The following is an 18,294-nucleotide window of genomic DNA, read 5'->3' on the forward strand; positions in this document are numbered from 1 at the left end:
GTGGATAAGTAGCTTGCTAAGGAATATACTTACGTTCATGGTTGTTTGTAAATACCTAGGTCGCGTACCCATACCGTTACAAATGCCGCTCAAAGGTTTGAATTGTAGGCCGTAGACGGACCCCAAGAGAGTTCGCTGCACATTTACTCAGCGCGTATTCAGACAGCGCTGAAGCATCCTGATCTGAGGTTGTACTGCCATGGTCCGTCGTACCAAAGAGGAAGCTCAAGAAACCCGAAGCCAGATACTCGAAGCGGCAGAGAAAGCCTTTTATGAAAGGGGCGTGGCGCGCACGACGCTGGCGGATATCGCCACACTGGCCGGGGTTACTCGCGGGGCCATCTACTGGCATTTCAGCAACAAGGCGGATCTGGTGCAGGCCATGCTCGACACCTTGCATGAGCCGCTGGATGAGATGGCCAAGGCCAGTGAGAGCGAGGACGAGCTCGATCCGTTGGGCTGCATGCGCAAATTGCTGACTCATTTGTTTCATCAAGTTGCCCTGGACCCGAAAACCCGACGTATCAACGAGATTCTGTTTCATAAGTGCGAATTCACCGATGAAATGTGTGACCTGCGCCAGCAGCGCCGGACGGTCAGCCTCGACTGCAACGTGCGAATTGCCCTGGCCCTGAGTAATGCGGTGAATCGGGGGCAGTTGCCGAACGATCTCGATACGGCCCGTGCTGCGATCAGTCTGCACGCCTACATCGACGGCATCCTGTATCAGTGGTTGCTGGCGCCCGACAGTTTTGAGTTGCACACCGAGGCCGAGCGCTGGGTCGATATAGGGCTGGATATGCTGCGTTTGAGCCCCAGCCTGCGCAAATGAAACAAAATGCGTAATTGGATCCAGTCGTGTCAATGCTTCATGTAGCAGAAAATCCGTTTTGCTCGCCTTGACTCCGTCGAGTGCTTTTATATACGGACTAGTAGCAGGTTGATAGGTAGTGAACTATGTATTTTGTAGGGATTTTGTTTCGTCCGTGTGAATAATCCCGCTCAAGCGGCCCCAGTCTGCAATCTGTTGAACGCAATACGCAAAAAGCCCCGGCTCTTTCGAGTCGGGGCTTTTGCGTTTCTGTAGGAGCAGCGCTTGCTCCCATGGACATTTTTACAGCGTTGGGTAGTCGATATAGCCCACTGGCCCCTTGCCATAGAACAACTCTGGACGTGCTTCATTCAGCGGCGCATCCGCCTTCAAGCGCGCCGGCAGATCCGGGTTGGCAATGAATGGCACACCGAACGCGACGGCGTCAGCCTTGCCAGCCGCGAGCCAGGCATTGGCGCTGTCCTTGGTGAAACGCTCGTTGGCGATGTACGGGCCGCCGAAGGCTTCTTTCAATTGTGGGCCCAGGCTGTCGCCAGCTTCTTTCTCGCGGGAGCAAATGAAGGCGATGCCGCGTTTGCCCAGCTCACGTGCTACGTAAGTGAACGTCTCGGCCAGGTTGTCGTCGCCCATGTCATGGGAGTCGGCGCGTGGTGACAGGTGCACACCCACGCGGCCAGCGCCCCAGACTTCGATTGCTGCGTCGGTCACTTCCAGCAATAGGCGCGCACGGTTTTCCAGGGAGCCGCCGTAATTGTCGGTGCGCTGGTTGGTGCTGCTTTGCAGGAACTGGTCGAGCAGGTAACCGTTAGCGCCGTGGATTTCCACGCCGTCAAAACCGGCAGCCTTGGCGTTCTCGGCACCGACGCGGTAAGCGTCCACGACGTCGGCGATTTCGGCGATTTCCAGAGCACGTGGCGTTGGGTAGTCGGACAACGGACGAACCAGGCTGACGTGACCCTTAGGCTGGATGGCGCTCGGTGCAACCGGTGCTTCGCCGTTCAGGTACGACGGGTGGGAAACCCGGCCCACGTGCCACAGTTGCAGGAAGATCTTGCCGCCCGCGCCGTGGATCGCTTTGGTCACGTTGGACCAGCCGCGAACCTGGTCGTTGGACCAGATGCCCGGGGTGTCCGGGTAGCCGACGCCCATTGGCGTGACCGACGTCGCTTCGCTGAGGATCAGGCCGGCGGAGGCACGTTGTACGTAGTACTCGGCCATCAGCGCGTTCGGCACACGGCCTTCGTCGGCGCGGCAGCGGGTCAGTGGCGCCATGATGATGCGGTTGGCCAGCTCGACGTCGCCCAGTTTGATCGGATCGAAAATAGTTGTCATGAATACAACCCTCGTGAGGTAGTGGTTAGTTAGTTGGTAGCAGGAGCCAGGTCGGGATTGCCGCTCTGACGGAAAGTAATCAGGGTTACCAGCAGGGCGAGTACCGCCAGTGCGGCTGCCGCGAGGGGCACGCTGGTCAGGCCGAAACCGTGGGCGATGACGCTGCCGCCGACCCAGGCACCGAGTGCGTTGCCGACGTTGAATGCGCCGATGTTCAGGGTCGACACCAGGTTCGGTGCCGCTTTGCCGAAGGTCACCACGTTGATTTGCAGCGCAGGGACGGCGGCAAACGATGCGGTGGCCCAGAGGAACAGGGTGATTTCAGTCGGGATAACCGCGACGCTCGTCCAGGTCAGGATGGTGGAGACCACGGCCATCGAAGCGAACACGCCGATCAGCGTGGCGGCCAGGCGCTTGTCCGCCAGTTTGCCGCCGATGATGTTGCCGACCGTCAGGCCGAGGCCGATTAGCAGCAGCGTCCAGGTCACGCCTTTGGGCGAGACACCGGTGACATCGCCAAGCAGCGGGGCGACGTAGGTGAACAGAGTGAACATCGAGGCGGCGAACAACGCAGTCATGCTCAGCGACAACCAAATCCCGGCGCCTTTAAGGGCGCGCAGTTCGGCGCGCATATCGAGTTTTTCTTCATCGCGCTTGGCCGGCAGGAAACGGATCAGGCCGATCAGTGCAATAACACCGATCACGGTCACCGCCCAGAACGTCGAACGCCAGCCGTATTGTTGACCGAGGGCTGTGCCCAGCGGCACGCCGAGGACGTTGGCCAGGGTCAGGCCGGTGAACATCAACGCCACCGCCGACGCGCGTTTGTTGGCCGGGACCAGTCCTGCCGCCACCACCGAACCAATGCCGAAGAATGCACCGTGGCAGAGGGCGGTGACGACACGGGCAAACATCAGCACGTTGTAGTCACTGGCCAGAGCGCAGAGCAGGTTGCCGACAATAAAAATCCCCATCAACGCTACCAGGGCGGCCTTGCGCGGGAGCCGGGCGGTGGCCAGTGCCATGAACGGCGCACCGATGGCCACGCCCAGGGCGTAACCGGTCACCAGCCAGCCGGCGCCGGGAATCGACACACCAAGGTCCGCCGCCACATCGGGCAGCAAGCCCATGATGACGAACTCGGTGGTGCCGATGGCGAAGGCGCTCAGGGCCAGAATGAGTAGCGAGAGGGGCATTGTTAAGTCCTTGTCGGAGCACTGAGCTCTTTGACGATGGCGTCGAGGGCCGCTTGAATCACGTCCTCGTTGCGTTTGAAGAAGTGCCATTGACCGGCTTTCTGGCTGCTGATCAGACCCGCACGTTGCAACGTCGCCAAATGTGCGGACACGGTCGACTGCGACAGGCCGCAGCGTTGGTCGATCTGCCCGGCGCAAATGCCGTACTCGTGGTTGTGGATCTGTTCCGGGAACTGAACCTTGGGGTCTTTCAGCCAGATGAGGATGTCTCGGCGTACTGGGTGTGCCAGGGCTTTTATTATTTCGTCGAGGTCGAGGGTCATGGTGGGGGCTCGTGATGAGTAAAACGCTATATCGCGATGAGGCGAACTTTAAATCGTTGAATCGCGATATACCAATATGATTTCGGTCTGACGAGCGCATAAATCGGTATATCGGGTTATAACGATATGTTGGTTGTAACGATACCAATGCGCGGTGCTAAGCTGCGCCCATGAATTATCTCGCACATCTGCACCTCGGTGGCCAGCGCCCCGGTCAATGGCTCGGCAGCCTGTATGGCGATTTCGTCAAAGGACGGCTGCAAGGGCAGTTTGACCCGGAGATCGAAGCGGCCATTCAGTTGCATCGCAGTATCGACGTGTTTACCGACCGCCATCCGTTGGTGGACATCGCGTTGTCGCGGTTTTCCATCACCCGCCGGCGTTATGCCGGGATCGTGGTCGACGTGTTTTTCGACCATTGCCTGGCCCGGGACTGGACGCTCTACTCCGACCAGCCGTTGGCGCAGTTCACCTCGGATGTCTATCGCGTGCTCTCTCGCGAGCCGCAGCTGCCGGAACGGCTGGCGCAGATCGCGCCGCACATGGTGGCCAATGACTGGTTGGGTTCTTATGAGGATTTCGAGGTGCTGTCGCAGGTGCTGCGGGGGATTTCCCGGCGGCTGAGCAAACCTGAGGAATTGGCCGGGGCGATGCAGGAGTTGCGGGTGTTGTATGAGCCGTTGAGCGAGGATTTTCGGTTGTTCTATCCGCAGCTTCAGGACTTCGCACAAAACCACGAATCACTGAAAAACCAATGTGGGAGCGGGCTTGCTCGCGAATGCGATGGGTCAGTCAGTGATGATGTCGACTGAACCACCGCATTCGCGAGCAAGCCCGCTCCCACAGGGGATATGTGTTCCTTCAGGAGGCGATCAGTGCGCCTGCGCGACGTGGTTCGGCCGGTTTCGCCACTTCGCCAAACAACGCCTTTTGCACCGCCTGCTGCGCTTCGAACGCCAGCGCTGCACGTTCGCGGCCCTGGCACTCGATCGGCTTGAGCACGTGAATTTCCACCTCCCCCCGATCATTGGCAAACAAACGCATCAGGTGCGAGAGCAAATCATCGTCACCAATAAACGGCGCCAGCGTATCGATTTCCCCGTCGCGCAAATAACGAATCGCCACCGGTTGCATCGCCACTTGCGCGTCAATCGCCGCTGACAGCAGGCGACCGTGAAAGGTGCGCAACGAACGGCCATCGGTGGTGGTGCCTTCCGGGAACATCAGCAGCGGATGCGCTTGCTCCAGGTGACGGGTCATCTGTTTGCGGATCAACTGGCTGTCGCCCGAACCGCGGCGGATAAACAAGCTGCCGGCCTTGGCCGCCAACCAGCCGGCCACCGGCCAGGTGCGCACTTCGGCTTTGGACAGAAACGACAGCGGCGTGAGCATGCCCAGCAGCGGGATGTCGGTCCAGGACACGTGGTTGCTGACCCAGAGCATCGGTTGTTTGGGCAGTTCACCGTGAACGGTCACGCGAAAGGGCAGGGCGTTGCTCAATCGCGCCATGAAAAACCGCGACCAGCGCTGGCGACGGACCATCGAATGGGCAATCCCTGCGCGCTCGAACAACCCGAACACACTGGCCATGGTCAACCCCAGCGCTACCACCACCAGCACTCGCGCAATTCGCGCGTACACCCGGAGGCGACTCATTACATAGCCGCCTTAAAGTGTTTGGCGTAACGCGGGCAGAGTTCGTCGCGCTTGAGCAGGATGAACACGTCGGCGACCTGAAAGTCTTCGTCCCAGCACGGCTCGCCGCAGATCTTCGCGCCCAGGCGCATGTAGGCCTTGAGCAGCGGCGGCATTTCGGCGATCACGTTCGAGGGGATATCCAGTGTCGGCAGCGGCTTTTTCGGCTCGGCCCGCAGGTGTTCGGTGCACAGGTAACGTTCGCGCAGGCGCTGCATGATTGCGTGGGCCTGAATCCCGCCGTCCTGCATCGGAATGCTCGCGCAGCCCATCAAATAGCTGTAGCCGCCCTGGTTGAGGACTTCGGCCAACTCGCCCCACAGCACGGCGATGGTGCCGCCGTTGCGGTAGGCCGGGTCGACGCAGGTGCGGCCGATTTCCAGGATCGGGCCTTTGAGCGCAACCAGGCCGTGCAAGCTGAATTCTTCTTCGCTGTAAAACTTGCCCAGGCTGCTGGCGGCGGTGTGGTCGAGCAAACGGGTGGTCGCGACCAGACGCCCGGTGTTCAAGTCACGCACGCCGATGTGGGCGCAGTGAACATCATAGTCATCCATGTCCAGGCCCAGCTCCGCGCCTTTCAGCTTGGCGTTGAATTCGCCGCTGAAAACGTTGAAGCGCAAGGCCTGCGCTTCTTGCAAGGCCTCGGTGCCGATCAGGCGTTCGGCTTGCAGGCGGCGTTCATTGCCGGTGTCGCTGATGCGGGCGATCTGAGTCATTGCGAATCTCCGTACGGGCCGTTCACCCGTCGTGGGTTGCAGCCGATCGACTTTCTTTATGCAGCCGTGTTGTGCAAAGTCAGGCTATGTAGCCCCGGTGTCATCGCCGTTAAGCTTTGGTGATGCTTATATGACAGCCCACAAGGAGCCTCTTATGCCCTGGCAAACCCTGTTGAATCGCCGCGAACGTCTGCCCGCCAATCCTGACTTGGCCGAAGGCTTTGCAACCTTGTTGCATCAGTTGGGCACGGTCACGCCGTTCGAACTGGCGGTGGCTGGCGCACGCCTGATGGCGACGCCGGGTCTGGCGTTTTTGGTGGGTTATCAGGCAGCGTTGCGTGTGCTGTGGCCGAGCGCGCCGTTGAGCCTCGGCGCCTTGTGCGCGACCGAACAGCGCAGCCTGCGCCCGGCAGACATGCAGACCCGGCTCCAGGACTTGCGCCTCAATGGGCGCAAGGATTTCGTCACCGCCGGCGACGCCGCCGACTGGCTGCTGATCGCCGCCCGCAGCGAAGCACTCGGCGAAGACCCGCGACTGAGTCTGGCGGTGGTGTATCCCGGTGAGCCGGGCGTGCGCCTGGAAAAACTCCCGGCCATCGCGCTGATGCCGGACATCAGCCACGGCCGGGTGTTTCTCGACAACGCCTTTTGCGAATTGCTGGCAGGCGATGGCTGGGACGCTTACGTCAAACCGTTCCGCACCCTGGAAGACATCTATGTGTTGAGCGCCATGACCGCGTGGCTGTACGGCGTCGGACAGGACAGCAACTGGCCGCAAACCTTGCAACTGCGGTTGCTGGCGCTATTGGCCGGGTGTGCGGAAGCCAGTCGTCAGGCGCCGAACAATCCGGCTGGGCATGTGCTGTTGGGCGGGTTGTTTGCGCAGTTTGAGGGGCTTAAGGCTGAGGTGGATCAGGCGATGGCCGACGGGTTGCCGCTGTGGGCGACGATGTGGCTGCGCGATCAAGCGGTGATGGAGTTGGCGGCGGGGGCGCGGGGGAAGCGATTGGCCAAGGCACTTGCTGGATCTTCGCTGGATTGACCGGCCTCTTCGCGGGCAAGCCTCGCTCCTACAGGGGATTTGTGTAGGTCACCAATAATGTGCCTCCATAAAACCCCTGTAGGAGCGAGGCTTGCCCGCGAAGACGTAGCCATGGCCGACACAAACTCCAAAACTGTCATCAACCTCGTCTAGGCTCAGCAGATTCATCCCCCCGAGCCCTCACCATGTTCAAAGGCTTGTCCCTGCTTTTCATGCTGCTGCTCAGCGCCACGGCCCACGCCGAAAACTGGCCCGGCGAGCAGTGGTCACAAGGCTCGAAAGTCACTGGTCCGGCACTCGAAGCCCTGGAAACCTACGCCTTCCCAAGCCGCGATGACAGCACCCGAAAAGGCATCCGCACCGACGCCTTGCTGGTCATCCGCGACGGTCAACTGATCTACGAACGCTACGCCGGCCCAACCACCGCCGACACCCCGCACCTGACCTGGTCCATCAGCAAAAGCCTGATGGCCACGGTCCTCGGTGTGGCCTATGGCGAAGGCTTGTTCACGTTGCAGGACCCGGCGGTGAAGTTCTATCCGGCGCTGGAGAATCACCCGGCGATCACCCTGGCCGACCTGCTGCACTGGGCTTCCGGCCTGGACTGGCAGGAAGACTACGAATACGCGCCGCTGAAATCCTCGGTGGTGGCGATGCTCTACACCCGTGGCCACGCGAACATGGCCGCGTTCACTGCCGGGCACGATGAATACGCCGTGCCAGGCCAGGCGTTCCGTTATTCCAGCGGCGACAGCAATCTGCTTTCGGCCGCATTGAAAAACATCGTCGGCCCGAGTCGTTATCCGGACTATCCATGGACCGCGTTGTTCGAACCGCTGGGAATTCGCCAAGCCGTCTGGGAAACCGACGCCAGCGGGACGTTCGTCGCCTCGTCCTATGCCTACCTCACCGCCCGGGATCTGGCGCGGGTCGGGCTGTTGATGGCCCGCGATGGTCGTTGGCAGGATCGACAATTGCTGCCCAAGGACTGGGTCGCCTTCAACCGCGAGCCTTTCGCCGGTTATCGCGCCCATCAGGACGACGCCGTGCCCGGCGGCCAGTGGTGGCTCAATCGCGCGGTGGATGGCGCGACGCAACCATGGCCCGACGCACCGGCCGACACCTTTGCGGCGTTGGGGCACTGGGGGCAGGCGCTATATGTGATTCCTGGCGAAAAACTGGTGATCGTCCGCTATGCCGATGATCGCGATGGCAGCTACCGACATAACGAGTTGCTCAAACGTGTGCTGAAGGCGGTGCGGCCATGAAGCGCTTTTTGCTGTTGCTGCTAGTTCTTCTGCTGGGCTGGATTGTCTACGAACGTGAAAATTTGTGGGCATTTCCGGACATCATCAGCGCCTACACCGCCAAGGAATATTGCTCGTGCCGGTATGTGATGAACAACGACGTCGAGTACTGCCGTGGCTACGTGAAGCAATGGCTGCCAACCAGCGCATTCACCGATGACCCCGCCAGTAAAACCATCACCGTCAGCGGCATGGGGCGCAGCCACCGCGCCCAGTGGCAAAGCGAACGCCAGGGCTGCCGCCTCAATCCCTGATCACACCCAATCCCTTGTAGGAGCAAGGCTTGCCCGCGATTGGGCCGGCACAGGCAATATCTTCGGTGACTGACAATACGCTATCGCGAGCAGGCTCACTCCTACAGAGTTCGATCTTCGGTTTGCAATAACCGTGAGGCCAGTTAAGGTTCGTGCAGGTTTATCTGCCCCACGAGTGTTTATGTTCAACCGCTTCCTCTCCAAAACCTTCGCCCTCCTGCTGCTGGCCGGTGCCACGCTGTCGGCCCATGCCGATTGGTACCTGGACGGTGAGTCGTCGCGGCTGTCGTTCATCAGCACCAAAAACGCCAACGTCTCCGAGGTGCAGCGCTTTTTGGTCTTGCACGGTAAGGTCGACCCTACCGGGCTGGCGCAGGTCGAAGTCGAGATGGACTCGGTGAACAGCGGTATCCCGCTGCGTGACGAGCGGATGCGCAAGGATCTGTTCGAGATCCAGACCTTCCCCGAAGCGTTGATCACCGCGCAGATTGATCTGCGTCCGATCAACGACCTCGCCCCCGGCGCACAGCTGGAATTGCGTTTGCCGCTGACTGTCAGCCTTCATGGTAAACAACATCAATACAACGCCGAACTGCTGGCGACCCGGCTCGATGACCGGCGCTTTCAAGTGGTGACTCTGGAGCCGCTGGTGATCAACGCTGAAGATTTCGACCTGGCCCCCGGCCTGGAAAGTTTGCGCAAGGTTGCCGGTTTGTCGGCCATCAGTCTGTCGGTGCCGGTGGGTGCGGTACTGATTTTCACGGCGCGCTGACATGGCCGGTGCCGTATTTCCGTGGCGTGAAGGCAACAGCTTTGAATTGCTGATCGACGGTCCGCAGTTCTTTCCGCGCATGTTGGTGGCGATTGCCCGCGCCGAAGAGCAGGTCGAACTGGAGTTGTATCTGGTGGAGGCGGGCGCCTGCGCCGAGGCCATGGTCCAGGCATTGGTTCAAGCCGCCGAACGTGGTGTGCGAGTGCGTTGCCTGTTCGATGACTACGGCAGCCTGGCGTTCACGTTAAACCTGCGCCGACGATTGACGGCTGCCGGGGTGGAGTTGCGTTTTTACAATCGCCTGAGCTGGCGGCGTTGGGTCGGCAACTTCTATCGCGATCACCGCAAGCTGTTGCTGGTGGATCAGAACATGGCAGTGGTCGGCGGCACCGGGGTCACCGACGAATTCTGGACGCCGGGCGAAGACACCAGCGAATGGCATGAAGTGATGGTGGAAATCACTGGCCCGCTGGTGCTCGACTGGCAATTGCTGTTCGACCGCCAATGGATCGCCAACCGTCACCGCCGCGCCTGGCGACCGGCCTCGCACTTCGGCCTGCCGCGTTTGCCGCGCGTACCGTCCGTGGGCGAGGGTATGGGCCGGGTTGCCTATGCCGATGCCCGTCAACACCGGGACATTTTGCAGTCGCTGTTCCGCGCATTGAACAGTGGGCAGCGGCGAATCTGGCTGGCCACGCCGTATTTCCTGCCGACCTGGAAAGTTCGTCGCTCGTTGCGCAAGGCTGCCGCGCGCGGCATCGACGTGCGCCTGCTGCTGACCGGGCCGCGCACCGATCACCCGTCGGTACGCTACGCCGGGCATCGCTACTACCCGCGACTGCTCAAGGCCGGGGTGAAAATCTTCGAGTACCAGCCGTGTTTCCTGCACCTGAAAATGGTGCTGGTGGACGACTGGGTGAGCATCGGTTCGTGCAACTTCGACCACTGGAACTTGCGCTTCAACCTGGAAGCCAACCTCGAAGCGCTGGACCCCGGATTGACGGCGGCGGTGACGGCGAGTTTCGAGAAGGACTTCGGGCTGAGCCAGTTGGTGAGTCTGGAGGCGTGGCAGCGCCGGCCGTTGTGGCGGCGGGTGAAGCAGCGGATCTGGGGCTGGGTGGATCGGGTGGTGGTCAATATCCTCGACCGCCGCGGCTAAAGATCGATTTTGAATACACCCTGAACCAATGTGGGAGCGAGCTTGCTCGCGATGGCGGTTTAACAGTCAACGTAGATGTTGGATGTTATGACCTCATCGCGAGCAAGCTCGCTCCCACAGGTTTTGTGGCGTCTGGATAATTACAGCAATTCAAAGCTCTGCTGCGTCACGTCCTGGGAGTCCAGGCCGATCTGCACGTTGAACTTGCCCGGTTCCGCAGCGTATTTGAGCTGGGCGTTGTAGAACTTCAGGTCGTCCTCGGTAATGGTGAAGTGCACGACTTTCTGTTCGCCGGCCTTGAGCATTATTTTCTGGAAGTTCTTCAGTTCCTTGACCGGGCGGATCATCGAGCCGGTCACGTCCTGGATGTACAACTGCACCACGGTTTCGCCGTCACGCTTGCCGGTGTTTTTCACCGTGACACTGGCGTCGAGTTTGCCGGTCTTGTTCAGGGTGGTCGACGACAGGGCCATGTCGTCCACGCTGAAACTGGTGTAGCTCAAGCCGAAACCAAACGGGAACAGCGGCCCGGTGGTGTCATCGAAATACTGCGAGGTGTAGTTGCCCGGTTTGCCCGGCGTGAACGGCCGGCCAATGCTCAGGTGGTTGTAGTAGGTAGGAATCTGACCCACCGAACGCGGGAAGGTGATCGGCAGTTTGCCCGACGGGTTGTAGTCGCCGAACAGCACATCAGCGATGGCGTTGCCGCCTTCGGTGCCGCTGAACCAGGTTTCCAGGATTGCGTCAGCCTGGTCTTTCTCTTCGACAATCGACAGCGGACGGCCGTTCATCAATACCAGCACCAGTGGCTTGCCGGTGGCTTTCAACGCCTTGATCAGCTCACGCTGATTGGCCGGGATGTTCAGGTCGGTACGGCTCGACGACTCGTGGGACATGCCACGGGATTCGCCGACGGCTGCCACAATCACGTCAGCATCCCTGGCGGCTTTCACCGCTTCGTCGATCAGCACTTGGGCCGGGCGTGGATCATCCACCACTTCCGGGGCATCGAAGTTCAGGAAGTTGAGGTAATCGAGGACTTTCTTGTCGCTGGTGATGTTGGCACCGCGCGCATAGATCAGCGTCGCTTTGTCGGCCATGGCGGCGTTCATGCCGTCGAACAGCGTGACTGATTGCGCCGGTTTACCAGCAGCGGCCCAACTGCCCATCATGTCGATTGGCGCTTTGGCCAGTGGACCGACCAAGGCAATTTTCGCGGTTTTCTTCAGCGGCAGGGTTTCGTTCTGGTTTTTCAGCAACACCTGGCTGCGGCGTGCAACGTCACGGGCTTGCGGGCGGTGCAGACGACTTTCAGCGTAAGTGTCGGCCGGGTCATCTTCAGCCTTGCCGATGCGCAGGTACGGGTCCTTGAACAGGCCCATGTCGTACTTGGCGCCGAGCACTTCGCGCACGGCGTTGTCGATGTCTTTCTGTTCGATTTCGCCAGCCTTCAACAGCCCGGGCAGCTCTTTGCCGTACAGGGTGTCGTTCATGCTCATGTCGATGCCGGCCTTGATTGCCAGCTTCGCTGCTTCACGACCGTCCGCCGCGACGCCGTGCTTGATCAGCTCGAAAATCGCCCCGTGGTCGCTGACTGCCAGGCCCTTGAAGCCCCATTCCTTGCGCAGCAGGTCGTTCATCAGCCAGGTGTTGGCGGTGGCCGGCACGCCGTTGATCGAGTTCAGCGCAACCATAACCCCGCCAGCACCAGCGTCGATGGCGGCGCGGTACGGCGGCAGGTAGTCCTGGTACATTTTGACCGGGCTCATGTCGACGACGTTGTAGTCGCGACCGCCCTCGACCGCGCCGTACAAGGCAAAGTGTTTGACGCTAGCCATGATGCTGTCGGCGGCGTTGGCGCCCTGGCCCTGAAAGGCCTTGACCATTACGCCGGCAATCCGCGACACCAGATAAGTGTCTTCACCGAAACCTTCGGACGTGCGGCCCCAGCGCGGGTCGCGGGAAATGTCGACCATCGGCGCGAAGGTGATGTCGAGGCTGTCGGCGGAGGCTTCCTGGGCGGCAATGCGCCCGGAGCGGGCGATGGCGTCCATGTCCCAGCTTGAGGCCAGGGCGAGGCTGATCGGGAAAATGGTCCGGTGGCCGTGGATCACGTCATAGGCGAAGAACATCGGGATCTTCAACCGACTGCGCATGGCCGCGTCCTGCATCGGACGGTTTTCCGGGCGGGTAATGGAGTTGAACGTACCGCCGATGTTGCCGGCTGCGATTTCCTTGCGGATCAGCTCGCGCGGCATTTCCGGGCCGATGCTGATCAGGCGCAACTGGCCGATTTTTTCATCGAGGGTCATCTGCTTCATCAAATTGCTGATGAAAGCGTCCTTGTTCTCTAGAGGTGCGGGGGTCGTGGCGGCCAATACGTTATGACTGGCCAGGCTGACGAACAGGCCCAGCAAACACAGCTTCTTCATGAATAGTTTTCTCAAAGGCCTAAACGGCAGTGAATACGCGCCGGTCAGCCAAAATTTAGGGAGCGACTATTGTTGTTCGGGTGCAGGCTCAAAAACACCGAGCCAAAAACGACAGCCGACACTCGGCAGCGTGAACGCGCAGGGCACTTTTTAGCCCATTGGCCCGTCGCAATCCAGTGGCGGGGCCGATTATGCCCCAAGAGACGGCTGCGAATGTTTCGCGCTCGATTTTTATAATGAAATGTGTCAGGGAGCATCACTGCGATGAATGTCAGTCCAACCCACCGCTCGCGTTTGCAGGTCGCCACGTTGTTGCTGCTGACCACGCTGCTGGCCGGCTGCGGCATCAACAACATCCCGACCCTCGACGAACAGGCCAAAGCCGCTTGGGGCCAGGTGCAGAACCAGTATCAGCGCCGCGCCGACCTGATTCCCAACCTGGTGGAGACCGTCAAGGGCTACGCCAAGCACGAAGAAGAAACCCTGACCGCGGTGATCGAAGCCCGGGCCAAGGCGACGTCGATCCAGGTTGATGCCAAGACGCTGGATAACCCGGAAAAACTCAAACAGTTCCAGCAGGCCCAGGATCAGTTGACCGGTGCCTTGAGTCGTTTGATGGTGGTGTCCGAGCGCTACCCGGACCTTAAGGCCAACCAGAATTTCCTGGCGCTGCAATCGCAACTTGAAGGCACCGAGAACCGCATCGCCGTGGCCCGCCGCGACTTCATCCTCGCGGTGCAGAAATACAACACCGAAATTCGCACCTTTCCCGGTCGCCTTTGGCACAGCGTGATGTACAGCGATTTGCCGATCCGCGAAACCTTCGAAGCCACCAGCCCGGACGCCGAAAAAGCGCCGCAAGTTAAATTTTGAAAAACCCAGGTAGGAGCCGCCGCAGGCTGCGATATTTTGATCTTGTTTTAAAAACCCAACGTCAAAAGATCGCAGCCTGCGGCAGCTCCTACAGGGATTGGTGGGGGTGTGCATGCGTGTGTTGAAAGTGGGGCTGGTGCTGTTGCTCTGGGTGTTTGCAGTCACGGCTCAGGCCGAGTTGAAGTTCCCGCCACTGACCGGTCGGGTGGTGGATGACGCCCAACTGATTGAGCCAGCGGTGCGCGAGCAACTGACCCAGCAACTCCAGGCCCACGAAGCCGCCACCGGCGAGCAATTGGTGGTGGTGACGTTGCCGGACTTGCAGGGCACCGACATCGCCGACTTCGGCTATCAACTCGGTCGCGCCTGGGGCATCGGCCAGAAAGACAAGAACAACGGCGCGCTGCTGATCGTCGCCCGCGATGAGCGCAAGCTGCGGATCGAAGTCGGTTATGGTCTGGAAGACAGGCTGACCGATGCCCAGAGTTCGGTGATCATCAACCAGGTGATCACCCCGGCGTTCAAGACCGGTAACTTCAGCAAAGGTATCAGCGACGGGGTCGCGGCGATGCTGGTGGTGCTGGGCGGCAATCCGCTGGACGAGCCGTCGACGGTGTATGAATCGAACGGTGATCCTGCCGATGATTTCATCTCGCGGCATCCGGGTTTGTTCGTGCTTTTACTGATGTTGTTCATCCTGGCCGTGTTTGTCTTCCAGATGCTCGGTATCCTTCCCGCCGGCCGGGGCGGCTCCGGTGGTGGCGGTTTCGGCGGTGGAGGTTTCGGTGGCGGTGGCGGCGGAGGGGGCTTCAGCGGCGGTGGCGGCAGTTTTGGCGGCGGCGGTTCGTCCGGCGGCTGGTGATATTAAAAGAATAATCAACAGGCACTTTCGACATGGCATTACTGAGTGAGCACGAACAACGCAAAGTCGCCGAGGCGATTGCCCGGGTCGAGCGCGACACCGACGCCGAACTGGTGACGGTGCTGGCCGCGCGCGCCGACGACTACGCGTACATCCCGCTGTTGTGGGCCAGCCTGCTGGCGCTGATGGTGCCGGGGATCGTGCACTACCTGACCGGTTGGTTGACCCTGCACAACCTGCTGCTGGTGCAATGGGGCACGTTCATTGTGTTGTGCCTGCTGTTTCGCCTACCGCAGATCACCCCCCATCTGGTCCCGCGCCGTGTGCGCCACTGGCGCGCGTCGAACCTGGCGCGACGGCAGTTCCTCGAGCAGAACCTGCACCACACCATCGGCGGCACCGGAATGTTGATCTTTGTCTGCGAGGCCGAGCGCTATGTGGAGATTCTGGTGGATGAAGGGATTTCCAAGCGGCTGGATGACAAGAGCTGGGACGCGATTGTCGCGGCGTTTACCCAGCAGGTGAAACAGGGTCAGACGCTGCAAGGGTTTGTGACGTGTATCGAGGCGTGCGGCGAATTGCTCAAGGTGCATGTGCCGGTGACGCAGGTGAGGAATGAGTTGCCGAATCGGCTGGTGGTGTTGGGCTGATCATCAGTTCCCTGTGGCGAGGGGATTTATGAGAGTGTCAGATTTTTTGTGTGCGGGCCGTTAATGGCCTGCCGTCAGGCAGGCCTTCATTTCACCAGTTAGACCTGATGAATCGGTCCCCGTACAAAACCGCAAATTGATTCATAGCGTTTTTCCAGTCATGGGCGGCGCTTCCCCAGTTGGCGGTGATGTTTTGCAGTGCCAGCCAGATCAGTTTCGTCGCGGCTTCGTCGGTTGGAAAGTGACCTCTTGTCTTGATGATCTTGCGCAGCTGCGAGTTGATACTCTCGATGGCATTGGTGGTGTAGATCACCTTTCGTATGGCTGGCGGGAACACAAAGAACGGGATAACTCGATCCCAAGCGCGTCGCCAGGCTGCAACCACCGTTGGATATTGCTTGCCCCAAGGCCCCGATTCGAAGGCATCCAGAGCTTGCTCGGCGACTTCGGCGTTGAGTGCTTGATAAATCGGTTTCAGGGCCTTGGCCAGTTCGCGACGCTTGTCCCATGCCGCGTAATCAAGGCTGTTGCGGATCAGGTGAACGATGCATGTCTGCAACGCTGTCTGAGGAAACACTGCACTCAAGGCTTCAGGCATGCCTTTGAGACCATCCGTTACCGCAATCAGGACATCTTCGACACCTCGGGTTTTAAGGTCGTTGAAGACTTTCATCCAGAACTTGGCGCCCTCTGTGTTCTCAATCCAGATGCCCAGAATGTCGCGGGTGCCGTCCGGAAGTACGCCCAGAGCCAGGTAAATCGCTTTGTTGCGAACCACGCCTTCATCACGGATTTTAACCCGCAGCGCATCAAAGAAAATGACCGGGTACATGGGCTCGAGGGGCCGTTGTTGCCACGTACTGACTTCCTCCAGAACAGCGTCGGTAACGGTGCTGATGAAGTCATGGGAGACATCTGTTGCGTACTGTTCCGAGAGAAATGCACGAATCTCACGAACGCTCATGCCGCGGGCATACATGGCAATGATCTTGTCATCAAAGCCTGTAAAACGCCGCTCGTGTTTGGGGATCAAAATCGGAGAAAAGCTGCCGTCACGGTCTCTGGGAATATCCAGACGCAACGGGCCGTCATCGGTCAGCACGGTTTTGCCGCTCTTGCCGTTACGCTGGTTACTCGAATCCTCAGGGCGCTCCGCGCCCTGAGGATAGCCAAGGTGAAGTCCCAACTCGGCACCAAGGGCTCTTTCGATAAGCGCCTTTTTGAACGCCATCGCGGCATCCTGAATCGCTTCGGCACTCATCGTCTCGCTGAGGAACTGGTCGATCAGCTCTTTTGGAATGGACGGAAGGTCACGCTTGGCCTCACGGGCCGGTTTCTTTGGTTGGCATACATGCACCTCTGCAGCATGTTATGCCCGAACACAAAATTTATGACACTCCCGGATTTATCACCGTTGGGCTGCGAAGCGGCCCCATGCGGTGCATCAGTCAAAACAGACATTCAGGTTTTGCGACTGCTGCGCAGCCGAACGGGGATAAATCCCCTCGCCACAATGGATTGTGCCGTTCGGTAAATAAGAGCGTGTCCCCAATCCCCATCCCCCTAAAATACCCGCCATTCCCGATTTCGCCCGCCCGAGGCCGCTTGTTCATGTCCGTTACCGCCGCAACCGCGCAATCCGCGCCCGATCACCACGCCCAGTTCATCGAGCTGCTGCAAACCAGCCTCGACCAGAACGGCTTCATCAAACTGGTGCTAGCCAAGTACGTCGGTGAAGAGGCGGAGCTGCAACGGGTCATCATCAAAGCGGTGACGGTCAAGGCGCAGCCGAACCTGTCCTTCGTCTATCGCTACAAGACCCGCGACATCACCAAGAACCTGCCGCTGGTCGAAGGTGTGGCAACGATTGCCGCGTTGTTGCCGGCGTCGTTTAAAAATGCGCATTTGCTGTCCCTGACCGACGAAGCCCAGCTCGAATACAGCAAAAAGGGCAAATCTTCGCTGTTCAAGAGCAAACCTCAGCAATTGCGCGAAGTACCGTCCGCCGAACACAACCGTGAGAAAAACCGCTTCCTCGACCTGAGCCGGCCGTTCCTCAAGGACCTGGGCGTGACCAATGCGCAGCAGGAACTGATCCCGGCGATGTCGCGCAAGTGGAAGCAGATCAACAAGTTCATCGAAGTCTTCAGCCATGCCCTGACCACCTCGCCGCTGGCGCTGGACAAACCGGTGCGGGTGGCGGATTTCGGTTCGGGCAAGGGTTACCTGACGTTCGCGATCCACGACTATCTGCGCAACACCTTGAAGGCTGAAGGCGAAGTCACCGGCGTCGAGCTGCGTGAAGAAATGGTCAACCTGTGCAACGCTGCCGCGGCGAAACTGGATCATCCGGGGCTGGTGTTCAAGTGCGGTGATGTGCGCAGCGTGGCGCCGAGCGAACTGGACGTGATGATCGCCCTGCATGCCTGCGATATCGCCACCGACTACGCGATTCACACCGGCATTCGTTCCGGCGCCTCGATCATCATGTGCTCGCCGTGCTGCCACAAACAGATCCGCCTGCAAATCCAGAGCCCGGCGCTGCTCAAGCCGATGCTGCAATACGGTTTGCACCTGGGCCAGCAGGCGGAAATGGTTACCGACAGTTTGCGCGCGTTGTTCCTTGAGGCCTGCGGCTACGAGACCAAGGTGTTCGAGTTCATCTCACTGGACCACACAAACAAGAACAAGATGATCCTGGCGGTCAAACGCGCCGAGCCGGTAGACCCGGCCCAGCTGTTGGTGAAGATTCAGGAACTGAAGGATTTCTACCAGATCACGGAACATTGTCTGGAAACCTTGCTGCGGGCTGACGGCCTGCTCTGATCCCCTGTGGGAGCGGGCTTGCT

The 18,294-nt window shown here is 59.8% G+C and carries 17 protein-coding genes and 1 pseudogene; 11 read left to right on the plus strand and 7 right to left on the minus strand.

What is annotated here, in order from left to right; translation table 11 throughout:
* Positions 1-199 precede the first annotated feature (199 nt).
* Positions 200-832 (plus strand): efflux system transcriptional repressor EmhR, encoded by a 633-nt coding sequence (emhR, locus tag JFT87_RS11435; protein ID WP_201201340.1) that lies wholly within the window; start codon positions 200-202, stop codon positions 830-832.
* 282 nt (positions 833-1,114) lie between these two features.
* On the opposite strand, the gene JFT87_RS11440 is transcribed toward emhR, so the two are convergent.
* From JFT87_RS11440 to JFT87_RS11450, 3 genes are read right to left on the minus strand one after another with little or no spacing between them, the layout of a single operon-like run.
* Positions 1,115-2,164 carry an alkene reductase gene (locus tag JFT87_RS11440; RefSeq protein WP_201201342.1) on the minus strand — a complete coding sequence of 350 codons (1,050 nt, stop codon included), beginning with the start codon at positions 2,162-2,164 and terminating at the stop codon, positions 1,115-1,117.
* 29 nt (positions 2,165-2,193) lie between these two features.
* Entirely contained in the window at positions 2,194-3,360 is a 1,167-nt protein-coding gene (locus JFT87_RS11445; RefSeq protein WP_201201344.1) for an MFS transporter, read from the minus strand.
* A 2-nt stretch (positions 3,361-3,362) separates the two neighbouring features.
* Positions 3,363-3,683: an ArsR/SmtB family transcription factor gene (locus JFT87_RS11450; protein WP_201195345.1), complete on the minus strand. Its 321-nt coding sequence runs from the start codon at positions 3,681-3,683 to the stop codon at positions 3,363-3,365.
* A gap of 170 nt (positions 3,684-3,853) precedes the next feature.
* On the opposite strand from JFT87_RS11450, the pseudogene JFT87_RS11455 reads away from it, so the two are divergent.
* A pseudogene (locus JFT87_RS11455) lies at positions 3,854-4,417 on the plus strand (acyl carrier protein phosphodiesterase); the annotation flags it as partial.
* Between the two features lie 127 nt (positions 4,418-4,544).
* On the opposite strand, the gene JFT87_RS11460 reads toward JFT87_RS11455, so the two are convergent.
* Both JFT87_RS11460 and olsB read right to left on the minus strand, forming a co-directional pair.
* The gene (locus tag JFT87_RS11460) at positions 4,545-5,339 is read right to left on the minus strand and encodes a lysophospholipid acyltransferase family protein (protein WP_201201350.1); all 795 of its coding nucleotides are present in this window, start codon (positions 5,337-5,339) and stop codon (positions 4,545-4,547) included.
* Complete coding sequence (olsB, locus tag JFT87_RS11465) at positions 5,339-6,094, minus strand: L-ornithine N(alpha)-acyltransferase (protein WP_201201352.1); 756 nt, start codon at positions 6,092-6,094, stop codon at positions 5,339-5,341. Before olsB ends, JFT87_RS11460 begins: the two co-directional genes overlap by 1 nt.
* A 154-nt stretch (positions 6,095-6,248) precedes the next feature.
* Between olsB and JFT87_RS11470 the strand changes: the two genes are divergently transcribed.
* The 5 genes from JFT87_RS11470 (at position 6,249) to JFT87_RS11490 (ending at position 10,628) form a co-directional block, all read left to right on the plus strand.
* Positions 6,249-7,136, plus strand: a complete 888-nt coding sequence (locus JFT87_RS11470) for an acyl-CoA dehydrogenase family protein (RefSeq protein ID WP_201201353.1) — start codon at positions 6,249-6,251, stop codon at positions 7,134-7,136.
* A gap of 185 nt (positions 7,137-7,321) precedes the next feature.
* A complete protein-coding gene (locus tag JFT87_RS11475) occupies positions 7,322-8,404 on the plus strand; it encodes a serine hydrolase domain-containing protein (protein ID WP_201201354.1) in 1,083 nt (360 codons plus the stop codon).
* Positions 8,401-8,697, plus strand: a complete 297-nt coding sequence (locus tag JFT87_RS11480) for an amidase (RefSeq protein WP_201201355.1) — start codon at positions 8,401-8,403, stop codon at positions 8,695-8,697. Before JFT87_RS11475 ends, JFT87_RS11480 begins: the two co-directional genes overlap by 4 nt.
* A 181-nt stretch (positions 8,698-8,878) precedes the next feature.
* Positions 8,879-9,469, plus strand: coding sequence for a YceI family protein (locus JFT87_RS11485; RefSeq protein WP_201201356.1), 591 nt, complete (start codon positions 8,879-8,881; stop codon positions 9,467-9,469).
* A gap of 1 nt (position 9,470) precedes the next feature.
* Positions 9,471-10,628 carry a phospholipase D-like domain-containing protein gene (locus JFT87_RS11490; protein WP_201201357.1) on the plus strand — a complete coding sequence of 386 codons (1,158 nt, stop codon included), beginning with the start codon at positions 9,471-9,473 and terminating at the stop codon, positions 10,626-10,628.
* Positions 10,629-10,768: 140 nt separating this feature from the next.
* On the opposite strand, the gene bglX is transcribed toward JFT87_RS11490, so the two are convergent.
* Complete coding sequence (bglX, locus tag JFT87_RS11495; protein ID WP_201201359.1) at positions 10,769-13,060, minus strand: beta-glucosidase BglX; 2,292 nt, start codon at positions 13,058-13,060, stop codon at positions 10,769-10,771.
* Between the two features lie 264 nt (positions 13,061-13,324).
* Between bglX and JFT87_RS11500 the strand changes: the two genes are divergently transcribed.
* The 3 genes from JFT87_RS11500 (at position 13,325) to JFT87_RS11510 (ending at position 15,445) form a co-directional block, all read left to right on the plus strand.
* Entirely contained in the window at positions 13,325-13,933 is a 609-nt protein-coding gene (locus JFT87_RS11500) for a LemA family protein (protein WP_201201360.1), read from the plus strand.
* 112 nt (positions 13,934-14,045) lie between these two features.
* Entirely contained in the window at positions 14,046-14,795 is a 750-nt protein-coding gene (locus JFT87_RS11505; RefSeq protein ID WP_201201363.1) for a TPM domain-containing protein, read from the plus strand.
* A 32-nt stretch (positions 14,796-14,827) separates the two neighbouring features.
* Positions 14,828-15,445 carry a TPM domain-containing protein gene (locus tag JFT87_RS11510; RefSeq protein WP_201201368.1) on the plus strand — a complete coding sequence of 206 codons (618 nt, stop codon included), beginning with the start codon at positions 14,828-14,830 and terminating at the stop codon, positions 15,443-15,445.
* Between the two features lie 91 nt (positions 15,446-15,536).
* Here the strand turns inward: JFT87_RS11510 and JFT87_RS11515 are convergent, their stop codons facing one another.
* Positions 15,537-16,802 (minus strand): IS256 family transposase, encoded by a 1,266-nt coding sequence (locus JFT87_RS11515; RefSeq protein WP_201201370.1) that lies wholly within the window; start codon positions 16,800-16,802, stop codon positions 15,537-15,539.
* A 254-nt stretch (positions 16,803-17,056) separates the two neighbouring features.
* Between JFT87_RS11515 and JFT87_RS11520 the strand changes: the two genes are divergently transcribed.
* Complete coding sequence (locus JFT87_RS11520; protein WP_201201372.1) at positions 17,057-18,271, plus strand: class I SAM-dependent methyltransferase; 1,215 nt, start codon at positions 17,057-17,059, stop codon at positions 18,269-18,271.
* Positions 18,272-18,294 lie beyond the last annotated feature (23 nt).

The sequence above is a fragment of the Pseudomonas sp. TH15 genome (genome assembly GCF_016651105.1).
Taxonomy (GTDB): domain Bacteria; phylum Pseudomonadota; class Gammaproteobacteria; order Pseudomonadales; family Pseudomonadaceae; genus Aquipseudomonas.